The organism is Streptomyces sp. NBRC 109706 (genome assembly GCF_000974485.1).
In the GTDB taxonomy this organism is placed as follows: Bacteria; Actinomycetota; Actinomycetes; order Streptomycetales; family Streptomycetaceae; genus Streptomyces.
The window spans coordinates 468,911-488,038 of sequence record NZ_BBOM01000008.1; the positions used below are offsets into that span (position 1 = coordinate 468,911).

17 protein-coding genes, 1 tRNA gene and 1 riboswitch are annotated in these 19,128 nt (G+C 75.9%); of the genes, 14 read left to right on the forward strand and 4 right to left on the reverse strand.

Annotated features, from left to right (window positions below):
* The first annotated feature begins 168 nt into the window (after window positions 1-168).
* A complete protein-coding gene (locus AOM46_RS19150) occupies window positions 169-1,914 on the forward strand; it encodes a CoA transferase (RefSeq protein WP_062213534.1) in 1,746 nt (581 codons plus the stop codon).
* Window positions 1,911-3,548 carry a class I adenylate-forming enzyme family protein gene (locus AOM46_RS19155; protein ID WP_062213536.1) on the forward strand — a complete coding sequence of 546 codons (1,638 nt, stop codon included), beginning with the start codon at window positions 1,911-1,913 and terminating at the stop codon, window positions 3,546-3,548. Before AOM46_RS19150 ends, AOM46_RS19155 begins: the two co-directional genes overlap by 4 nt.
* A gap of 33 nt (window positions 3,549-3,581) precedes the next feature.
* On the opposite strand, the gene selB is transcribed toward AOM46_RS19155, so the two are convergent.
* The 3 genes from selB to AOM46_RS19170 all read right to left on the reverse strand — a co-directional run bounded on the left by selB (window position 3,582) and on the right by AOM46_RS19170 (window position 6,849).
* Complete coding sequence (selB, locus tag AOM46_RS19160) at window positions 3,582-5,417, reverse strand: selenocysteine-specific translation elongation factor (RefSeq protein ID WP_234313858.1); 1,836 nt, start codon at window positions 5,415-5,417, stop codon at window positions 3,582-3,584.
* 4 nt (window positions 5,418-5,421) lie between these two features.
* A complete protein-coding gene (gene selA / locus AOM46_RS19165; RefSeq protein WP_062213539.1) occupies window positions 5,422-6,729 on the reverse strand; it encodes an L-seryl-tRNA(Sec) selenium transferase in 1,308 nt (435 codons plus the stop codon).
* A 24-nt stretch (window positions 6,730-6,753) separates the two neighbouring features.
* Window positions 6,754-6,849 (reverse strand) — tRNA-Sec (locus tag AOM46_RS19170).
* 64 nt (window positions 6,850-6,913) lie between these two features.
* Between AOM46_RS19170 and selD the strand changes: the two genes are divergently transcribed.
* From selD to AOM46_RS19205, 8 genes are all read left to right on the forward strand, one after another.
* Entirely contained in the window at window positions 6,914-7,921 is a 1,008-nt protein-coding gene (selD, locus tag AOM46_RS19175; RefSeq protein ID WP_062213541.1) for a selenide, water dikinase SelD, read from the forward strand.
* Between the two features lie 95 nt (window positions 7,922-8,016).
* A complete protein-coding gene (locus AOM46_RS19180; RefSeq protein ID WP_062213543.1) occupies window positions 8,017-8,721 on the forward strand; it encodes a hypothetical protein in 705 nt (234 codons plus the stop codon).
* A gap of 7 nt (window positions 8,722-8,728) precedes the next feature.
* A complete protein-coding gene (locus AOM46_RS34630) occupies window positions 8,729-9,382 on the forward strand; it encodes a MauE/DoxX family redox-associated membrane protein (RefSeq protein WP_067226362.1) in 654 nt (217 codons plus the stop codon).
* Window positions 9,370-9,891: a hypothetical protein gene (locus tag AOM46_RS19190; RefSeq protein WP_062213545.1), complete on the forward strand. Its 522-nt coding sequence runs from the start codon at window positions 9,370-9,372 to the stop codon at window positions 9,889-9,891. The genes AOM46_RS34630 and AOM46_RS19190 overlap by 13 nt, the downstream gene beginning before the upstream one ends.
* The gene (locus tag AOM46_RS19195; protein ID WP_062213547.1) at window positions 9,891-10,811 is read left to right on the forward strand and encodes a peptidoglycan-binding protein; all 921 of its coding nucleotides are present in this window, start codon (window positions 9,891-9,893) and stop codon (window positions 10,809-10,811) included. Before AOM46_RS19190 ends, AOM46_RS19195 begins: the two co-directional genes overlap by 1 nt.
* Window positions 10,812-10,988, forward strand: a complete 177-nt coding sequence (locus AOM46_RS34635) for a hypothetical protein (protein ID WP_199824004.1) — start codon at window positions 10,812-10,814, stop codon at window positions 10,986-10,988.
* 81 nt (window positions 10,989-11,069) lie between these two features.
* Window positions 11,070-11,564 carry a hypothetical protein gene (locus AOM46_RS19200; protein WP_234313859.1) on the forward strand — a complete coding sequence of 165 codons (495 nt, stop codon included), beginning with the start codon at window positions 11,070-11,072 and terminating at the stop codon, window positions 11,562-11,564.
* Window positions 11,565-11,631: 67 nt separating this feature from the next.
* A complete protein-coding gene (locus AOM46_RS19205) occupies window positions 11,632-12,564 on the forward strand; it encodes a LysR family transcriptional regulator (RefSeq protein ID WP_062213549.1) in 933 nt (310 codons plus the stop codon).
* A gap of 23 nt (window positions 12,565-12,587) precedes the next feature.
* Here AOM46_RS19205 and AOM46_RS19210 read toward each other — a convergent pair whose 3' ends face one another.
* On the reverse strand, window positions 12,588-13,910 hold the full coding sequence (locus AOM46_RS19210) for an aminotransferase class V-fold PLP-dependent enzyme (protein ID WP_062213551.1): 1,323 nt from the start codon (window positions 13,908-13,910) through the stop codon (window positions 12,588-12,590).
* Between the two features lie 124 nt (window positions 13,911-14,034).
* Window positions 14,035-14,151: riboswitch (SAM riboswitch) on the reverse strand.
* 149 nt (window positions 14,152-14,300) lie between these two features.
* Between AOM46_RS19210 and AOM46_RS19215 the strand changes: the two genes are divergently transcribed.
* The 4 genes from AOM46_RS19215 to AOM46_RS19230 all read left to right on the forward strand — a co-directional run bounded on the left by AOM46_RS19215 (window position 14,301) and on the right by AOM46_RS19230 (window position 19,103).
* Complete coding sequence (locus AOM46_RS19215; protein WP_062213553.1) at window positions 14,301-15,047, forward strand: SDR family oxidoreductase; 747 nt, start codon at window positions 14,301-14,303, stop codon at window positions 15,045-15,047.
* A gap of 151 nt (window positions 15,048-15,198) precedes the next feature.
* On the forward strand, window positions 15,199-16,527 hold the full coding sequence (locus tag AOM46_RS19220) for a hypothetical protein (RefSeq protein ID WP_062213555.1): 1,329 nt from the start codon (window positions 15,199-15,201) through the stop codon (window positions 16,525-16,527).
* A gap of 72 nt (window positions 16,528-16,599) precedes the next feature.
* Window positions 16,600-17,862: an AAA family ATPase gene (locus tag AOM46_RS19225; RefSeq protein ID WP_107080113.1), complete on the forward strand. Its 1,263-nt coding sequence runs from the start codon at window positions 16,600-16,602 to the stop codon at window positions 17,860-17,862.
* Complete coding sequence (locus AOM46_RS19230; protein ID WP_062213559.1) at window positions 17,859-19,103, forward strand: VWA-like domain-containing protein; 1,245 nt, start codon at window positions 17,859-17,861, stop codon at window positions 19,101-19,103. Before AOM46_RS19225 ends, AOM46_RS19230 begins: the two co-directional genes overlap by 4 nt.
* Window positions 19,104-19,128: the final 25 nt, after the last annotated feature.

Sequence of the window (19,128 nt, forward strand, 5' to 3'; positions counted from 1 at the left end):
GTGCATCTGGTCGGTTGCGCGGCCAACTCCCGGCGCGCTTCCGCACGATGAGGGGCGCGGCCGCCCGGTGGAGGCGCCGTCGGCGCGCGCCGCACAGCGCCCGCGCCGTAGAACGCCCGCGCCCCACCGCGCCCGCACGACGAGACGACGAGACGAGAGGACACCTCCTTGCCTTTCCCGCCCCCGCCCATCCGACAGCGCGCCGGCGAGGCCACCGTTCCGGTGGCCGAACGGGTCGCGGGGCGCCTGCTCGGCGCGCCGGCGTTGCCCGCCGCCGCGCTCGGGGCCGTGGCGCGCGATATCGACTGGGCCGGCCCGGTCGCCCTCCCGCTGCCGGACGAGCGGGCCGTCCAGGCGGCCTGCGGGATCATGCAGGTGCACGGCAGGGCCCATGGCCGGCCGCGTCCCCTGGCCGTCGACTACGCCGCCACCGTGGCGGGCGTCCTCGCCGCCCAGGGCGTCTGCGCCGCGCTGCTCGCGCGCCGGCGCGGGCTGGCGATCGACCGGGTCACCACCTCCGTCGCCGAGGGCGCGCTGCTCTCCCTCACCCAGTACCTCGCCGCCGCCACCGCGCCCGACGAGCCGGCGGTCGAGCCGGCCGCCGACCTCCGGGGCGGCGCGACCCTGGTGTCGGCCGACGGCGTCCCGATCGAGATCGAGACCCTGGACCCGGTCGCCTGGCGGGAGTTCTGGCGCCGCCTCGGCGTCCGGCCGCCGCTCGCCGGGCGGGGCTGGGCGCCGTTCCAACAGCGGTTCGCCACCGCCGTCTGCCCGCTGCCCGCCGCGCTGCGCGAGGCCGCGGCCCGGCGGCCGCTCGCGGCGCTGACCGAGGCGGCCACCGCCACCGGCGTCAGCCTGGCGGCGCTCACCGCCGAGCCGCGCCCGGGCCACCCGCCGGCCCCGGTGCGGATCACCCCGGCGCCAACACCCCTGCCGAGCAAGCCCGTTCCACCGGCCGCCGGGCCGGCGCCGCTGGCCGGGCTGCGGGTGGTGGAGGCCACCCGCCGGGTCCAGGGGCCGCTCGCCGGGCATGTGCTGCGGCTGCTCGGCGCCGAGGTGGTCCGGATCGAGCCGCCGGGCGGCGATCCGATGCGCGGGCTGCCGCCGCTGGTCGGGGAGTGTTCGGCGCGCTTTCTGGCGCTCAACGAGGGCAAGGCGGTCCACGAGGCCGATCTGGGCACCGAGGCCGGCCGGCGCGCGGTGCGCGAACACGCCGCCGGCGCCGATGTGTTCCTCCACAACTGGGCGCCGGGCCGCGCCGAACGCCTCGGCCTGGCGGCGGCCGACCTCTGGCCCGTGGCGCCGCATCTCGTCCATGCGGGGGCTTCCGGATTCGGGGACGCGTTCGGTGCCGCACGGCCGCCCATCGGAACCGACTACCTCGCACAGGTCCACAGCGGCCTCGCCGCCGCGCTCCGCCCCGCGCCCGAGCCGCCGGCGCCCTCGCTGCTGACGCTCACCGATGTGCTGGGCGGACTGCTCTGCGCCTACGGCGTGTTGGCGGCGCTGCTGCGGCGCGCCGACACCGGAAGGGGCGCGCGCGTCGAGTCCTCGCTGTACTCCGCCGCCTGGCTGGTGGAGCGCCCGGCGGCCCGCGCCCGCTGGACGCCGCTCGACCTCCCGTTGACCACCGCCGACGGACTGCTCTGCCTGACCGGGGCCGACGCGCGCCGGACCGCCGAACTGGCCCGCGTCACGGCCGCCTCGGGCACCACCCCCGACGCGGTCGCGGCCCGGTTCCGCGCCCTGACCACCAAGGAATGGCTGGACCGGCTCGGCGAGGCCCGGATCCCGGCCACCGAGGTCAGGACCGATCTCGCCGCGCTGGCCCACGACCCGGCCTTCCGCGCGGCCGTCGCCCCCGCGCCGCCGGACGGCTGCGCCCGTCCCCTGACCCCCTGGACCTTCTCATGAGCCCCCCACCGACCACCCCCGTCCTGACCTCGCGCAACGGTGTCCCGTTCCCCGACCATGTCCCGCCGGCGACCCGCGCCTCCTGGGTGGCGCGCGGCTGGTGCCCCGACCGGGATCTGTACGGCCTGTTCCACGCCACCGCCCGCGCCCACCCCCGACGGCAGGCGCTGGTGGAGAGCGGCGATCCGCCGGGCGGCGGCCTCGATTTCGCCGCCCTGGACGCCGAGGTCCGCCGGATCTGCGCCCTGTTCACCGAGGCGGGGCTCGGCGCCGGGGACGTGATCGCGCTCCGCCTGCCCAACGGCCGGCACGCGGTCGCCGCCGAGCTCGCCGTCTACGCCATCGGCGCCGTCGCCCTGCCCTACCCGCCGGGCGGCGGACGTCGGGACACCCTGACGCTGCTGGGCCGTTCCCGCGCCCGCGCCGCGGTCTTCGCCGACGCGTCCGATATCGCGCTCCATGACCAACTCCCCGATCTGGAAACGGTGTTCAGCCCGATGCCGGACCGTCCCGGGGCCCGGTGGCTGGGCGCCCAGCCACGGCGGGACTGGCGGCCGGTCGAGGTGGATCCCACCGCGCCGGCCCGGCTGCTGGTCTCCTCGGGCTCGGAGGCCGAGCCCAAGATGGTCGCCTACGCCCATCACGCGATGGCCGGCGGCCGGGCCAACTACCTGGCCGCCCTCGCCCCAGGCGACGGGCCGCGCCGCCATCTGGTGCTGGTCCCGCTGGCCTCGTCGTTCGGCTCCTGCGGGATCGTCACGCTGGCCGCGCTCGGCGGCACGCTGCTCGTCCAGCGCGCCTTCGAGCCGCGCCAGGCCCTGGCGATGGTCACCGCGCACCGGCCGACGCTGGTGTTCGCCGTACCGACGATGCTGCGTCGGATCGCCGACACGCCACGGGACGCCGACGAGGACGTCAGCTCGGTGACCGCGCTCGTCTCCAGCGGTGCCGATCTGCCCCAGGAGACGGCCCGGGTCTGCGGCGCCCGCTTCGACCGGCCGGTGATCACCGTCTATGGGTCCTCGGACGGGGTCAACTGCCATACGGAGGCCGGTGACGCGGGCTGTGTCGGGGTCCCCGACCCCTCGGTCGCCGAGATCAGGATCGCCGACCGGGACGGCCGGCCGCTGCCGCCGGGCGAGCCGGGCGAGATCCTGGCCCGGGGGCCCATGACGCCGCTCTGCTATGTCGGGGCCCCCGAACTCGACGCCCGCTACCGCACCGCCGACGGCTGGGTGCGCACCGGCGACCGTGGCCTGCTGGACGCACGCGGGCGGCTGGTCCTGCTGGGCCGGATCAGGAACGTGGTGCTGCGCGGCGGTTACACCATCAGCCCGGCCGAGGTGGAACGCGAACTCGGCGCCCATCCGGCGGTCGCCGAGGCGGCCTGTGTGGCCGTTCCCGACCCCGACCTCGGCGAACGCCTCTGCGCCTGCGTCCGGACGGCCCCCGGCGCGCCCCCGCCGACGCTGGCCGAGCTCAATGCCTTTCTGCTGCGCCAACGCGGCCTGGAGAAGCGGAAACTGCCCGAACATCTCCTTCCGGTCCAGGCGATGCCCTACGGCCCCACCGGCAAGATCTGCCGCCGCACCCTCGCCGAGCGCGCCGGCGCCCGCTACGGCCCGGGCCGGTGACCGGCGCGGGCGATCCGCGCGCCGGGTCCTCCCTCAGCCGGCCCGGCGGGCCGGGGTGGTGCGGCGGCCTTCGGCGTCGCGGCGGGTGGCGCCCTCGGCGTCCAGGGCCTCCAGCAGCGGCACCGCGACCCGGCGGCTGGTGCCCAGCGCCCTGGCGGCGTCGCCGACGGTGAACGGCTGGGGCAGCGCCCGGAGTCGGGCGGCGGCCTCGGCCTTGGCGCCGCTGGGGAGATGGAGCGGGCCGATCCGCTCCAGCCGGCCGCGCCGCACCAGCAGGGCGAGCGCGTCGGCGGTCAGGCCGAGCGCGTCGAGCCGCCCCCGGGTCGGCGCGTCGAACGGGGCCCCGGCCAGCTCGGCGAGCAGCCGGTCCAGGGCGGCGGCCACCGGCGCCGGCAACCGCTCGGCGTCCCCGGCGCGGTAGATCCGGCCGTCCCGCAGGGTCAGGCCGTCGTCGAGCAGCGCGGCCAGGGGAAGGTCGTCCGGCAGCTCAAGTCGCTGCCTGGCCACGGTCGTCGGCAGTCCGGGGTCGGCCGGTCGGGCGGCGGCCCGCGCGTCGACCTCGGAGCCGAGCGCGGCCCGCAGTTCCCTCAGCCGCTCGGGGTCGAGCAGATAGGGTCCGGCCCGCTCCGCCGTCGGCACCTGTGCCGGGTAGCCCATCGCGGTGAGCCGGTCGCGGCGGGCGAATCCCTCGGCGCGCAGCCTGGCGGCGGTGTCGGCCGGGTCGGTGAGCCGGGCCAGCTGCCCGGCCCTGGCGGCGGCCGCGCCCCGGCGGCGGAGCGCGGGCGGGTCCACATCGAGCACGGTGGCGCCCAGCAGCAGGCGCGATCCGGGGTCGCGCAGCAGCAGCCGGTCCCCGACCCGCAGATCGAGCGGGGCGCGGAGGGTGAGCCGCGCGTGCCGGTCGCCCAGCGGGCGGAGCCGGGCGCTGGTCCCCGCGGTGCCGCAGTGCACCAGCGGTTCGGCGGGCAGCCGGCGCGCGGGGCCGGGCCGGCCGTCGGGTGGTGCGGGACCGCGTCGCAGCCGGACGTCCACGGTATCGGTGCGCCACCAGCGGTCCGGGGTCACCAGGGCATGCCCCCGGCGCACCGAAGCGGCGGCGATATTGCGGAGGTTGACGGCGACCCTGGCCGGCCCCCGCACCCGGGTGACGCGCCGGCCCAGGGAGTGCAGGCCGCGTACCCCGGCCGTCGTGCCGGCCGGGGCGAGCTCCAGGGTGTCGCCCACGGCGAGCGTGCCGGCGGTGAGGGTGCCCGTCACCACGGTGCCGGCGCCGGCGACGGTGAACGCCCGGTCCAGCCAGAGGCGCACCGGCGCTTCGGCGTCCGGCGCCCGATGGGCGGACGCCAGGGCGTCGAGTCGGTGCCGGAGCGCGTCGAGGCCCTGGCCGGTGCGGGCGCTCACCGCGAGCGCGGGGGCGTCGGCGAGGCCGGTGCCGGCGGTCAGCGCCCGCGCATCGGCGAGCGCGGCGGCCGGGTCGGCCAGATCCGCCCTGGTCACCACCAGCAGTCCGGCGCGTACCCCGAACGCGTCGAGGGCGGCCAGGTGTTCCTCGGTGCCCGGGCGCGGGCCCTCGTCGGCCGAGACCACCAGCAGCGCGGCGGGCGCGGTCGCGACGCCGGCGAACGCGGTGGCCAGATAGCGGTGGTGCCCGGGGACGTCGACAAAGGCCAGCGTGCGGCCGCTGGGCGCGGTGGTCCAGACAAAGCCCAGATCGAGGGTCAGTCCACGGCGCCGCTCCTCGGCGAGCCGGTCGGGGTCGGTGCCGGTGAGGGCGCGCAGCAGGGTCGACTTGCCGTGGTCCACATGCCCCGCGGTGGCGATCACAAAGGACTCGGCCGCCGGCGCGGCGTCTTCCGGGGAGGCCGGCACCGGCTCAGCCGGCGGCCGGGGCGACGGCGACGGCGAGGACGGCCGCCAGTAGCGCCTCGTCCTCGTCGGCCGGCACCGTCCGCAGATCGAGGAGGAGCCGGTCCTCGTGCAGCCGGCCGACGACGGCCGGGCGGCCGGCGCGCAGCGGCGCGGCGAACGCGGCGGGCAGGGCGACGGCGGCGCTGGGCAGCACCACGTCCGGCGCGCCGCCGCCGCCGACCCGCGCCTCGCTCGGCCGTCCCTCGGCCTCGACGTCCTTGTCGCGCAGCGCCCCGGCCAGCCGCCCGGCGCGCTCCCGAAGCTCGTCGAGCCGGGCCGACAGGGCCTGTCGGACGGGCGGTTCCGGGCCTCGGACGGTGGCTTCGAGCGCGGCCAGGGTGAGCTTGTCGACGCGCAGCGCGCGGGCCAGCGGATGGGCCCTGAGGCGGCCGACGAGATCGGCGCGGCCGAGCAGCAGCCCGGCCTGGGGGCCGCCGAGCAGCTTGTCGCCGCTGGCGGTGACCAGGGCGGCGCCGTCGGCCAGCGAGGTCGCCGCGTCCGGTTCGTCGGGCAGCGTCGGATGGGGCCGCAGCAGTCCGGAGCCGATGTCGTGCACCACCGGGGCAGCCAGCGTGGCCAGTTGTGCGACGGGCACCGAGGAGACAAAACCGGTGGTGGTGAAGTTGGACGGGTGGATCTTGAGGACAAAGCCGGTGTCGGGGCCGAGGGCGGCCGCGTAGTCGGCGAGGTGGGTGCGGTTGGTGGTGCCGACCTCGTGCAGCCGGGCGCCGGTGCTGCGCAGCAGGTCGGGCAGCCGGAAGCCGTCGCCGATCTCCACCAGTTCGCCCCGGCTCACGACGATGTCGCGGCCCTGGGCGAGGGCGGTCGCGGCCAGCACCAGGGCCGCCGCGTTGTTGTTGGTGAGGTGTACCGCCTCGGCCTCCGGCACGGCCTCGGCGACGGCGGCCAGGGCGCTGGTGCCCCGGCGCGCCCGGCGCCCGGTGGCCAGGTCGAACTCGACGTCGGTGGTGCCGGCGGCGGCCAGCAGGGCGTCGCGGGCGGCGGGGGAGAGCGGCGCCCGGCCGAGGTTGGTGTGGACGATCACGCCGGTGGCGTTGAGCACCGGCAGCAGCGCGGCGGCGGTGGGCGGCAGCGCGGCCAGCGCCGCTTCGGCCGCCGCCTCCGGCGCCAGCGCGCCGGCCCGCACCAGGGCCAGCGTCTCGGTGACCGTGCGACGCACCAGCGCGCGGCCCAACCGCCGGGCGGCGGCGGCGAGTCGGGGCTCGGCCAGCAGCGCGTCGGTGCGTGGCACGCGTCGTCTGGGGTCCGTCAACGGTCGCTCTCGAACGGGGTGGTCTGGCGGAGGCGCATAGGAATCGAACCTACCCGGCCGGGGTACCCGACCGCATCGGTGTTGAAGACCGAGGGGGCCACCAGGCGCCCGCCCGCCTCCGCCGGGCAGTCTAGATCCTCAACTGCCCTGTACCAACCGGTGGTTTTCCGGGTAGGTTCCGGCGATGACCGAGCTGCGACTGACCCAGTTCGCCGGTGGTGGCGGCTGCGCCTGCAAGATCCCCCCGGGTGAACTCGACGATCTGGTGGCCACGTTGGCCCGTACCGGCGGCCCGCCGGTGAGCCCGGCGGCCCCGCTGCTGGTGGGGCTCGACGGCGGCGGGGACGATGCCGCCGTGGTGCGGCTGGACGCGGAGCGGGCCATCGTCACCACGGCCGACTTCTTCACGCCGGTGGTCGACGACCCCTACGACTGGGGGCGGATCGCGGCGGCCAACGCGCTCTCCGACGTCTACGCCATGGGCGGCACCCCGTGGGCGGCCGTCAACCTGCTGGCCTGGCCCAGGGAGACGCTGCCGATGGAGCTGGCGGCCGAGGTGCTCAGGGGCGGACGGGACGTGGCGCACGCCGCCGGCTGCCAGGTCTCCGGCGGCCACAGCGTCACCGATCCCGAGCCCAAGTACGGGATGTCCGTGGTCGGGATGGTGCACCCCGACCGGATGCTGCGGCAGGACGCGGCGGAGCCGGGGCGCCCGCTGACCCTCACCAAGCCGCTGGGCAGCGGGGTGTTGAACGCCCGGCACAAGACGACCGGCACGGTCTTCCCCGAGGCGGTGGAGGTGATGGCGGCGCTCAACCGGGACGCCTCGCTGGCCGCCGTCGACGCCGGGATCAGGGCGGGCACCGATGTCACCGGCTTCGGACTGCTGGGGCACGCCTACAAGATGGCCCGCGCCTCCGGGGTGACCCTGGCCGTCGACGCGGCGGCGGTGCCCTATCTCGCGGACGCCCGCGCGGCCCTGGCGGACGGGTTCGTCAGCGGCGGCACCCGCCGGAACCTCGGCTGGGTGGAGTCCCATGTCGACTTCGGCAACACCCCTGACGGCGAGCGGCTGTTGTTGGCCGACGCGCAGACCTCGGGTGGGTTGCTGCTGGCCGGCGAGGTGCCCGGGTATCCGGTGATCGGCGAGGTGCTGCCCCGGGGCGAGGCGCCGGTGGTGGTCAGGGCCTGACCCCGCTCGTCTTGTCTGTACACTGACACGTCGAGCGGGTAGGGTGAACGTTCGTTAAGGCGTGCTCAGGGTTCACCACTCTCGGGAGGAACGGCGTGGCGCCATCCGCAGTTGTCGAACACCGCGCGCTGGACGGCGTGGCCTACCACCTCGGGGGCGACCTCGACCTCAGCCGGCCGGCCACCTCGGTCGTCGAAGTGGTCACCGAAGGGCGCCTGCACGAGTTCACCTCGGGCCCCCTCGGGCTCGCCGACGCGGTCGCCGGGTCCCTCGGCGTCACCGCCTTCGACTCCGAACTCTCCTTCCAGGGCGGCACCCTGCGGACCGTCACCACCAGCGAGTACGACCCGCAGGCCCAGCAGGTGGAGAGCCCGACCCTGGTGGTCTGGCAGGGACGCCGGCACAGCCTGGTCACCCGCCTCTACCGGGCCGCGCTGACCGATGTGTTGCTGCTGCTGCGCACCCTCGGCCTCGCCGAACACGACGACGGCGTCACCCTGACACCCGACCAGGACACCGGCAGCCGCTGGGCGCGGCCCGCCACCGTGGTCAAGGAGGTGCCGGGGCTCGGCCTGATCGAGATGAGCCGCCGCACCCGCGAGCACGGCGCCCAACTGCCGCCCTGGCAGGGCGCCTCGGTGCCCGCCGGCGAACTCTTCCGCGACACCCTCTCCGACGGCCGCCCGTTCTTCGTCCTCAACGGGGCCCGCGCCTGGGCCACCATCGTGCCGCTGGCCGACACCGTGGTCGACCGGGTTCCCGGTATCGTCGACGGGCTCGACCTGCGGGTCGAGGAGTGAGGACCGGGTGAGCACCCTCCTCGGCGCCGTGGCCAGCGGGGTGCTTCTGCTGGTCCTGTTCGCCGGCTGCGCCGCCCATCTGAGCCGGCCGGCCGCGCTCCCCGACGCGCTGCGCGCCCACCGGGTGCTGCCGGCCCGCGCCGTGCCGCTCGCCGCCCGGGCCGCCACCCTGGCCGAGGGGCTGCTGGGCGTCGGGCTCGCCGCCGCCCTGATCGGCCGGCACCGACTCGGGCTCGCCACGGCGCTGGCCGCCTCCGGCGCCCTCTTCGTCTGCTACGCGCTCTACGCGCGACACACCCTCGCCACCGGACGCGGCGGCCCCTGCGGCTGCTCCCGCGCCGAGGTGCCGATGAGCAACTGGATCGTCGGCCGGGCCTGGACGTTCGCCGTGTTGGCGTTCGGCGGCGCCGCGCTGGTGGCGGGCCGGGCCAGCCCGCCCGACGGCGCGGCCGAGACCACCACCTCGGCCCTCGCGGCGCTCACCTTCGCCGCCCTGCTCTGGGTGCTGCCCTCCGCCATGGCGCGGCCGACGGCCCCCGCGGCACCCCCGAAACGCTCGGCACCCCCGAAACTCCGTGAACCCACGGAGCCCACGGAAATTACGGAACCCACGGAACCCAGGAAACCCAGGAAAGGGGGCCACCCCGCGTGGACTTCGTGACCAGCGCCGTCCTCGTCTCCTGGATCGCCGTCGCCCTGCTCGCCCTCGTGGTGTCGGGCCTGGTGCGGCAGGTCCACCAACTGGCCAAGGGCGGAGTGGCGCGCTCCACCGGCCAGCTCGGCGTCACCCCCGGCAGCCCCGCCCCGCACGCCGACGATCTGCTCGCCGAGGGCCAGGACACGCTGCTGCTCTTCCTCAGCGCCGAATGCCGCACCTGCGCCGAAGTGCTGGCCAGGGCCGACGAGTTCGCCGGCGGCCCGGCGGCCGAGGCGCTGCGGGTGCGCGCGGTCTACGCGGGCGCGGCGCCCGCCGGCGCCGGCACCGAGGTGCCCGTCACCGACCACCGGCCCGACCTCTTCACCGCCTATGACGCGATCGCCACCCCGTTCGCCGTCCTCGTCGGCGCCGGCGGACGGGTGGTCCGTTCCGAACCGCTCGGTTCCGCCGCCGCGTTGGACGATCTGCTCCCCGAACCGCAACCCCGCCCCAGCCAGCCGAGGAGCGCCTGATGACCAGCCTCGACCAGGTCCCCCAACTCCGCCGCGCCGACGGCGACGCCCGGCCGGCCCAGCGCCGGGAGAGCCGGGGACTGCCCCGGCTCACGCCCAGCCGCCGCACCGTCGTGCAGGGCGCCACCGTCGTCGGCTTCGCCGCGCTCGGCGTCTTCTCCGCCGCCCGCGAGGCCTACGCCGACGGCTACGACATCTGGACCGGGGACTGCCCCTCCTACGCCTCGGAACACGACTGCTCGCCCGGCTGCGGCCCCAGCATCGTGCATGTCGCCTCCTGCGAGACCAGCGGCGAGTACGAGGGCTTCCACAAGAACGACGGCGTCACCTGGACGCTGCGCCCCAACCAGTGCTACTCCGGCACCTACGACGGCTGGCTGTGGCGGTTCAGCGGCGCGTGCGGCGCCTGCGGCTGCGGCATCGAACGCCGCTGCCACGACGGCTACTTCAACTCCGGCTCCGGCTGGGTGCGGTCCATCTGCCGCTGGACCACCGACTGCGGCTGCGAGGGCACCGTCACCTGGCCCACCGTCCGCAACGGCTCCCGCGGCCCCGACGTGTACACCGTCCAACACCTGGTCACCGAGCACGGGTTCGCCACCGACCCGGACGGCATCTTCGGCCCGAACACCGAGGCCGCCGTCCGCGACTACCAGGAGTCGGCCGCCCTCGAACCCACCGGGATCGTCGACTCGGCCACCTGGCCCTGGCTGGTCGTCACCGTCCGGCAGGGCGACACGGGCGAGGCGGTGCGCGCGGCCCAGCGGCAACTCGTCAAGCACGGCCACCCCATCGAGGTGGACGGCTCCTTCGGGCCGCTGACCACCGAGGCGACCCGCGCGTTCCAACGCGCCAGCGGCCTCACCGCCGACGCCATCATCGGCCAACAGACCTGGCGTGCCCTCACCGGCGGAGCGTAGGTGGGCGACGTTCAAGCGGGCGCGACCCGACCCGGTTGGCGCGGACGGCTGACGGATCCGGCCGTGCCGGTGTTCGCGCTGGTCTGCGCCGCCGTGGCCGCGTCCTTCTACGCCCCGCTGCTGACCTGGGCGGTGATCGGCGGACTCGCCGGCTACTCGCTCTCCGGCTCCGTTTGAACGCGTAACAGCGCGCATGCGCTTGCCTCGCCAGGTTGGCGGGCGGTACATCGACAGACCACCGTACTGGGGGTCTTCACGGTGGGGCTGTTCCTCGGCGGACTGCTCTCCGCCGGAGTGCTCTGGCTTGTCTCCGGGCTGTTCTCGCCTGTTCCCGAGACCGGGCGGACCTGGACGGCCGTCGGCGTCGCGCTGCTCGGCGTGGCCAGGGACGCGGGCTGGATCAGCGTGCGGCTGCCGCAGAACGCGCGGCAGGTGCCCCAGGACGTGCTGCAACGCGATCTGGTGCGCGGCGCCCTCCAGTTCGGCTTCGAGCTGGGCACCGGGGTGCGGACCTATGTCTCCGCGAGCCTGCCCTATGTCGTCGCGGTCGCCGTGCTCTGCGCCAACGATCCGACGGTCGCGCTCCTGGTCGGCCTCGGCTTCGCGCTGGGCCGCGCCATCACCCCGGCGCTCCGCCTGGCCGCCGGCACCGGCGACGAGTGGGACCTGCGGCTGCTCGACCGACTGCCGCTGCTGGCCGTCGGCGGCGGCAGCGTCCTGGCCCTCGCCCTGACGGCGCTGGCCCTCGGCTGACCCGGCGGGCCCTTCGATCGCCAGGACAGGGCCTAGGCTGATCCACGGGCCGGCTCGGGGAGGCGCGATGAACCAGGTGCAGGTCCAGGAGATCGAGTGCCTGCTCGCGCTCGCCGACGAACTGCACTTCGGCCGGACGGCCACCCGGCTGGGCTGCTCCCAGAGCCGGGTCAGCCAGCTGGTGGCCGCCCTGGAACGACGCGTCGGGGTACGCCTGGTCGACCGCACCAGCCGCCGGGTGGCGCTCACCCCGTTCGGCGCCCAGTTCGTCGACGAGGTGCGCCCGGCGTACGAGACCATGACGGCCGTCTTCACCCGGGCCAGGGAACGCGCCAGCCGGGGCGCCCTGCGCCAGCTGCGCATCGGGTTCCACGGCAGCGTCTACGAGGAGGTCACCGAGGCGTTCCGGCAGCTTCGGGCCCGCCACGGGGTGGCCATGGCGCTCAGCGAGATCCCCCTCGGCTCGCCCTTCTCCGCCGTGCTCGACGGCCGAATCGACGCGGCGGTCGTCGAACTGCCCGTGCGGGAGGCCGAGTTGACCGTCGGCTTCTGCTTCCCGCCGCAGGACAGGCTGCTGGCCGTCGCCTCCGCCCATCCGCTGGCCGCCGTCGGCCGGGCCGGGGTCGAGGAGCTGTCCGGCCTGGACGTGCTGCATCCGGTCGGCGACGCCCCCGACTACTGGCGGGTCGCCCGGGTGCCCCGCACCACCCCGGCGGGCGCCGCGATCCGCTCCTCCACCGGGATCAGCACCGTCCAGGAGGGCCTGGCGCTGGTCGCCGCCGGGGAGCACGCCATGCTGGTCTGCCGGCCACTGGCCGAACGCGCCACTCGGGGCGATGTGCGCTATCTCCCGGTCGACGGGCTCGACGAGCCGTCCCAACTGGGCCTGATCTGGCGCACCGACCGCGCCAACACCCCCCTGGCCGCGCTCGCCCGGCTCCTTGACAACGCGTTCCGCCGCGCCGCCGGCGGCGGGCCCCCCGTCCCGCTGGCGGGCTGACGGGCCCTCTCCGGCGGAAGACCTCAGCCCCGGGGGCGGCCCGTCAGATCGGCCAGCGCGTCGAGCAGCCGCTGGACATGCTCGTCCGGGGTGCCGGCGCCGAAGCTCGCCCGCACCGCCTGGAGCGCGCCCCCGCAGTCGTCGGCCGGCCCTTCGGAGCGCAGCAGCCGCCGCACCAACGGCTGGGCACAGAACATTCCCGAGCGGACCCCGATCCCGTAGCGGTCGGAGAGCGCCCGCGCCAACTCGGCGCTGTCCCAGCCGTCCACCGTGAACGACACCACCGCGACCCGCTCCGACCTGCCGCCGAACAGCGACAGTTCGGTCACCGCCGGCAGCCGCCCCAGGCCCGCGCGCAGCGTCCCCAGGAGCTCCCGCTCGCGCGCCACCAGACCGTCGTAGCCGGGCCCTTCCGTCAGCGCCCGGCAGGCGGCGGCGATGGCGAAGGCGCCGATCACATTGGGCGAGCCGGCCTCGTGCCGCGCCTCGCCGTCCGCCCACTCCACGCGCAGGCCCTCGTGGGGGTCGCGCGAGACCACCCGGGTGGCGCCGCCGCCCGCCAGATAGGGCGGCGCGGCGGCCAGCCAGTCCGCCCGGCCGGCGAGCACCCCGGCGCCGAACGGCGCGTACAGCTTGTGCCCGGAGAACGCCACCCAGTCCACGTCGAGGTCGGCGACGCTGACCGGCCGATGCGGCACCAGCTGGGCCGCGTCCAGCACGATGCGGGCGCCGAGCCGGTGCGCCACGGCGGTCAGCTCCGCCACCGGCCACAACTCGCCGGTGACATTGGAGGCGCCGGTGACACAGAGCAGCTTGGGCCCCTCGGGCGCCCCGGCCAGCGCCGACTCCACCGCCCGCACCGCCGACTCGGGTGTCTCCGGCGTCGGCAGACAGGTCACGGCATGGCCGTGCCGGGCCCAGGGCAACAGCGCCGCGTGGTGCTCGGTCTCGAAGACGAAGACCCGGGTGCCGGCGGGCAGTGCGGCGGCGAGCAGGTTCAACGAGTCGGTCGTGGACCGGGTGAACCACAGCTGGTCGTCCGTGCGGCAGCCCAGGAAACCGGCGACCGTGGCCCGGCTGCGCTCGAACAACTCGGTGGAGAGCCGCGAGAGATGGCCGGCGCCCCGATGCACGCTGCCGTAGAGCGGGGCGTAGCCGGCGACCTCGTCCCAGACCCGACGCAGCACCGGGGCGCTGGCCGCGTAGTCCAGGGCGGCATAGCCGATCTCACCACCGCCGGCGACCGGCGCCGTCACGGCGGCGCTGAGCACGGCATGCGGATCGGCGTCGGCCGACAGGGGAGCGGAGTTGACGGCAGAAGACAGGGGGGCAGTACAGGTGGGCATGGCGAGATCTCCGGACAGGACCCGACGGAGTGAACGGTCACGACACGGCCGCGACCGAAAATGGCAGGCGAGAGGGGGAGCCGATGCGGCTCTAGAACATTCGCTGACGCACGAGAACTCCAAATGGCCGCACTTGCCGTGGACCCTGCTGTCCACGGCCCGGTCATCACCCGGGGCACCCCGCCGCGACGGAGGGTTGCCGGACAGCGGGCCGGGGCCCAGATCGCTGTCACTCGTGACCTTGCCGGGATTCTGTCATACCGGCTCGCCGGACGGTAGCCGGGGCCCGTGGGCGAGGCCGTGACCGTGCCCACGCGTGTCCCACCTGCCCGGCGCCGCCGGGGCGGGCCATGCTCCAGGGGTGACCCCCGTACGAAGGGAAGAACCTGCATGAACAGCGGCACCGACAACGGCCCCCGCGTCGCGCTTGTCACCGGCGGATCCGGTGGCATCGGCCGCGCCTGCGCCCGGCGGCTGGCACGGGACGGCATGGCCGTCGGCGTGCACTACGCCGGCAACAAGGGCCGGGCGGACAGCGTGGTCGAGGAGATCACCTCGGCCGGCGGCCGGGCCCTCGCCGTCGGCGGCGACATCGCGGACGAGGCGGCCATGCGGGCCGCGTTCGACGACGTCGAGGCGGCCTTCGGGGGCCTCGACGTCCTGGTGAACACCGCCGGCATCATGCTGCTGGCGCCCGTGGTCGACCTCGATCTCGACGATCTCGACCGGATGCACCGCACCAATATCCGGGGCGCGTTCGTCGTCTCCCAGCAGGCCGCCCGCCGGCTCAGGCGCGGCGGCGCGATCATCAACTTCTCCTCCAGCGTGCACCGCACCCAGTTCCCAAACTACGCCGGCTATGTGGCGAGCAAGGCCGCCGTCGAGGGCATGACCCTGATCCTGGCGCGGGAACTGCGCGGCCGGGACATCACCGTCAACGTGGTGGCCCCCGGGCCCACCGCGACGCCGCTCTTTCTCGACGGCAAGGACCAGAAGACCATCGACGGACTGGCGAACGCCGTCCCACTGGAACGCCTCGGCGAGCCGGAGGACATCGCCGAGTCGGTGGCCTTTCTCGCCGGACCGGCCCGCTGGGTCAACGGGCAGACCCTCTACACCAACGGCGGCCTCGCCTGAGCCGCCGCCTGAGCCACCGCCCGCCGGAACGTCCCGTCGGCCGGGCCGAGTTGGTCACTGGCGCGGCGGGCGTCCCGGCGGGTACGCTCCCCGGGATGACGACTTATTCCCGTACCGGATTGGGGGTCTCGTCCGCGCAAGGTGAGCGCTGATGCTCAACCGACCCGCGAGCGAGAATCCCCGCCTTTCCCTGTGGCAGCGCGTGCGTGCCTACGCCGTGCCGCCCGCCATGATCGAGACCGCGACCGCCCGCCGCCAGGCCGGGGACTGGGCCGGCGCCTGTGCCGCCGCGCGTTTCGACGTCGACCTCAACCTCCGCTCCCTGGGCCGCGCCCATGGCCGGGAGTTCGCCGCCCTGGTCCGCGCCGATCTGCGGCGGCTCGCCCCCGACCTGCTGCGCTGGCATATGCCACGGATCGCCCCCGACGGGCTGCTCCGCCCCGGCCTGACCATCGCGCTCGCCCGTTACCCCGTCACCGGACGGGACGGCCGCCCGCTGTGCCTGGCCGTCAGGACCCCACCGGTCCTGGCCGCCGCCGGGCAGCGGATCAGCCTGACCGTGCTGGACGGGTCCCACCCCGGGGCCCGTCCCCGGCGCAGGTTCCGGCTGGATCTGCACCGCCATCTCTGGGACGCGCACCGGGCCGACGAGCTGCGGATTCGTTCCTGGCCCGACCGTCCGGCGGCGGACCGCTGGGCGGCCGAGGCCGCGCTGCTGCTCCGCGCCGAGGGAAGGACCAGCGGCGCCGTCACGGTGCGGCTGACCGGGCGGCGTCGGCTGCTGCTGACGCTGACCGGGCCTGACGACGGCGGCGGCGGGAGCCCGGCCGTCAGGATCGAGCCGATGCCGGCCACCGGCGACCGCGCGACGCTGCCGGTCCTGCCCGAGGCGGCGACCAGGCCGCTCCCGGATCTGGAGCTGCTGGCGGCCGGACTGATCGAGGCCGATCGACTGCATCCGCTGGTCGCCTCGGCCCTGGGCGGGCCCCGAACGGGCCCGTCGGCGCCGCCCGCCACGCCACCGGCCGAGCCCGGAACGCTCCGGGTGGACTGCCGAGGCGCCCGGCACCGGATCGCGCTGGTGGACGGCGAGTTGGCCGCCCTGGACCACGATCCCGCCGAGCTGGCGCGGGAGGAGCTGCTGGCCGCGCTGACCGGCACGCCCCTGCCCTGCCTGCGGGCCATCGACGCCGCGTACCGCAGCAGCCCCGAGACGCTGGCCGATGTCGGCGAACGCCTCGACCACGGCGACACCGCCGGTGCCTGGGCCGTCGTCGAGGGCCTGCTCGGCCCGGCAGCGACGCTGCCCGATGGACCGCTGCGGGACGCCCTGGTCCATGACCAGCGGCGCCGGATCGTCCGTGGCCTGTTCCGGGCCGGCCTCGCCGAGCCCGACCGGGCCCGTGTTCTCGCCCCGCCGCCGAGGCGACGCCGTTCGCCCGAGCACCGTTCCCACCCCCGGCACGCCCTCGCGCGCTGAGCCTTCCTTCGTACGTCTGCCGCGCGAGCGGCCCGCACCCACCCCAGGTGATCACCCATGCCTCAAGAGCCCATGTCCCAACAGTCCGTGTCCGCTGCGTCCGTTCCGTCCTCGTCGCCCCAACTCCAGGTGGCCGACCAGTTGTTGGCCCTGCTGCGGGATACCGCGACCGAACCGCGTCCCGATGTCAGGCTTGAGGCCCTGACCCTGGCGGTGGCAGCCGATCTGCCGGTGCTGCTCTGGGGCGAGCCCGGCATCGGCAAGACCGCCGCCCTCACCCAGCTCGCCGCCGCCCTCGACCTGCCGTTGACCACCGTGATCGCCAGCGTGCACGAGCCGTCCGACTTCGCGGGGCTGCCGATCGTCGGCGACGATCCGGCGGAACAGGGCGTGCCGATGGCCCCGCCCGACTGGGCGGTGCGCATGGTCGGGGCGGGGCGCGGACTGCTCTTTCTCGACGAGCTGTCCACCGCGACCCCCGCCGTGCAGGCGGCGCTGCTGCGGCTGGTGCTGGAGCGGCGGATCGGCTCGCTGCGGCTGCCGCCCGAGGTGCGGATCGTCGCCGCCGCCAACCCCAGGTCGTCGGCGGCCGACGGCTGGGAGCTGAGCGCGCCGCTCGCCAACCGGTTTGTCCACCTCCGCTGGACCCATGACCACGAGGTGGTGGTCCGGGGCCTGGGCGGCACCTGGCCGACGGCGACCCTGCCCCGGCTCGATCCCGAACGGCTGCCGGCCGCCGTCGACTTCGCCCGCCGCGCCGTCTGCGGGCTGCTCGCCGCCCGGCCCGGTCTGGTGCACCGGCTGCCCACCACCGAGACCCAGCGCGGCGGGCCCTGGCCCTCCCCGCGCAGCTGGGAGATGACGCTGCGGCTGATCGCCTTCGCCACCGCGGCCGACGCCACCAGGGACGCGCTCTCCGAGCTGGTCAGGGGAACGGTGGGGGACGGCCCCGGACTTGAGCTGCTGGCCGGTGTGGACCGGATGGACCTCCCCGACCCCGAGACGCTGCTCGCCGACCCGGCCGGCGCCGAGCTGCCCGAGCGGGGCGATCTGCGGCAGGCCGCGCTCGACGGCGTGGTGGCCGCCGTCCGTGGCCGTCCCGAACGTCAACGCTGGGACGCCGCATGGGCGTTGCTGGTCCGGGCGGTGGAGACGGGCGCCCCCGATCTGGTGGTGGTGCCGGCGACCACGCTGGCCACATTGCGCCGTGAGGACTGGGAGGTGCCCGAGTCGATCGAACGGCTCGCCGGCGTGGTGTCCCTCTCCCGGCGAGCGGACCGCGCGGCCGACCGGGCGGCGGCCAGGACCGTGACCGCCGGCCGGGCGGGCCGATGAGCGGGCGGGCGCCGGAGGCGCTGGACCTCGACAAGCTCTACGCCGCCCGGCTGCACGCCGCCCGCGTCCGGCCCTATCTGGCCACCGCGCTGTTCGCGCTGCATGTGGTGGAGTCGCGCCAGGTGCCGACGATGGCCGTCGACCCGCACTGGCGGGTCTATGTCTCGCCGGCCTTTGTGGCTGCCACCCCGGAGGAGGAGCTGGCCGGCGTGTGGGTGCACGAGGTGTCGCATCTGCTGCGCGACCACCACGGGCGCGGCGACCGGGTGGCGGCGGAACGCGGGCTGAGGGGCCCCGGCGAGCGGCTGCGGATCAATATCGCCGCCGACTGCGAACTCAACGACGACCTGTTCGGCGACGGTCTCGTCCGCCCCGAGGACGCCGTCCACCCGGCCCTGTTGGGGCTGCGCGAAGGGGAGCTGATGGAGGACTACCTGCGTCAGTTCCGGCTCGGTCCCCGCACCCTGGCCCTGGCCTGGCTGGAGTGCGGCAGCGGCGCCGACGGACTGGCCCGCGCCTGGGACCTCGGTCCCGACGGTGCCCATGGACTCAGCGCCGAGGAGCGGGACGTCATCCGGTTCCGGGTGGCCCGCGGCATCTCCGGGCGTCCGGGAAACGCCCCGAGGGGCTGGCGCCGGTGGGCCGAGGAGGTGTGCCATCCGCCGCAGCCCTGGCGTCAACTGCTGGGCGCCGCCGTCCGGTCGGCGGTCTCCGGCGCCGGGGCCGGCGACGACCACAGCTACGGCCGGCCCGCCCGGCGCGCCGCCGGGGTGCCCGGGGTGCTGCTGCCGGCGCTGCGGCGCCGGCCGCCGCAGGTCAGCGTGGTCGTCGACACCTCGGGCTCGGTCAGTGACACCGAGTTGGGCAGCGCCCTCCTCGAAGTGACCGCGATCGTCCGGGCGTTGGGCGGACGCCGGGATCTGGTGCGGGTGCTGCCGTGCGACGCGGCGGCCTCGGTCGTGCACCGGCTCTGCCAGGCGGAGGAGATCCCGCTGGTGGGCGGCGGCGGTACCGATCTGCGCACGGGGTTCGCCCGGGCGCTCCGGGCGGCGCCGCGCCCCGATGTGGTCGTGGTGCTCACCGACGGGCAGACGGCCTGGCCCGGTCGCCGGCCGCCCTGTCGCACGGTGGTCGGGCTCTTCCCCAGGCAGCCGCCGGCCAGGCCCTGGGACGACGAGGAACCGCGGTACCGTCCCGACCCGCCGCCTTCCTGGGCGCGGGTGGTCACCCTCGGCGGCTGAGTCACGGCCCCCGGCCGGGGGTGCG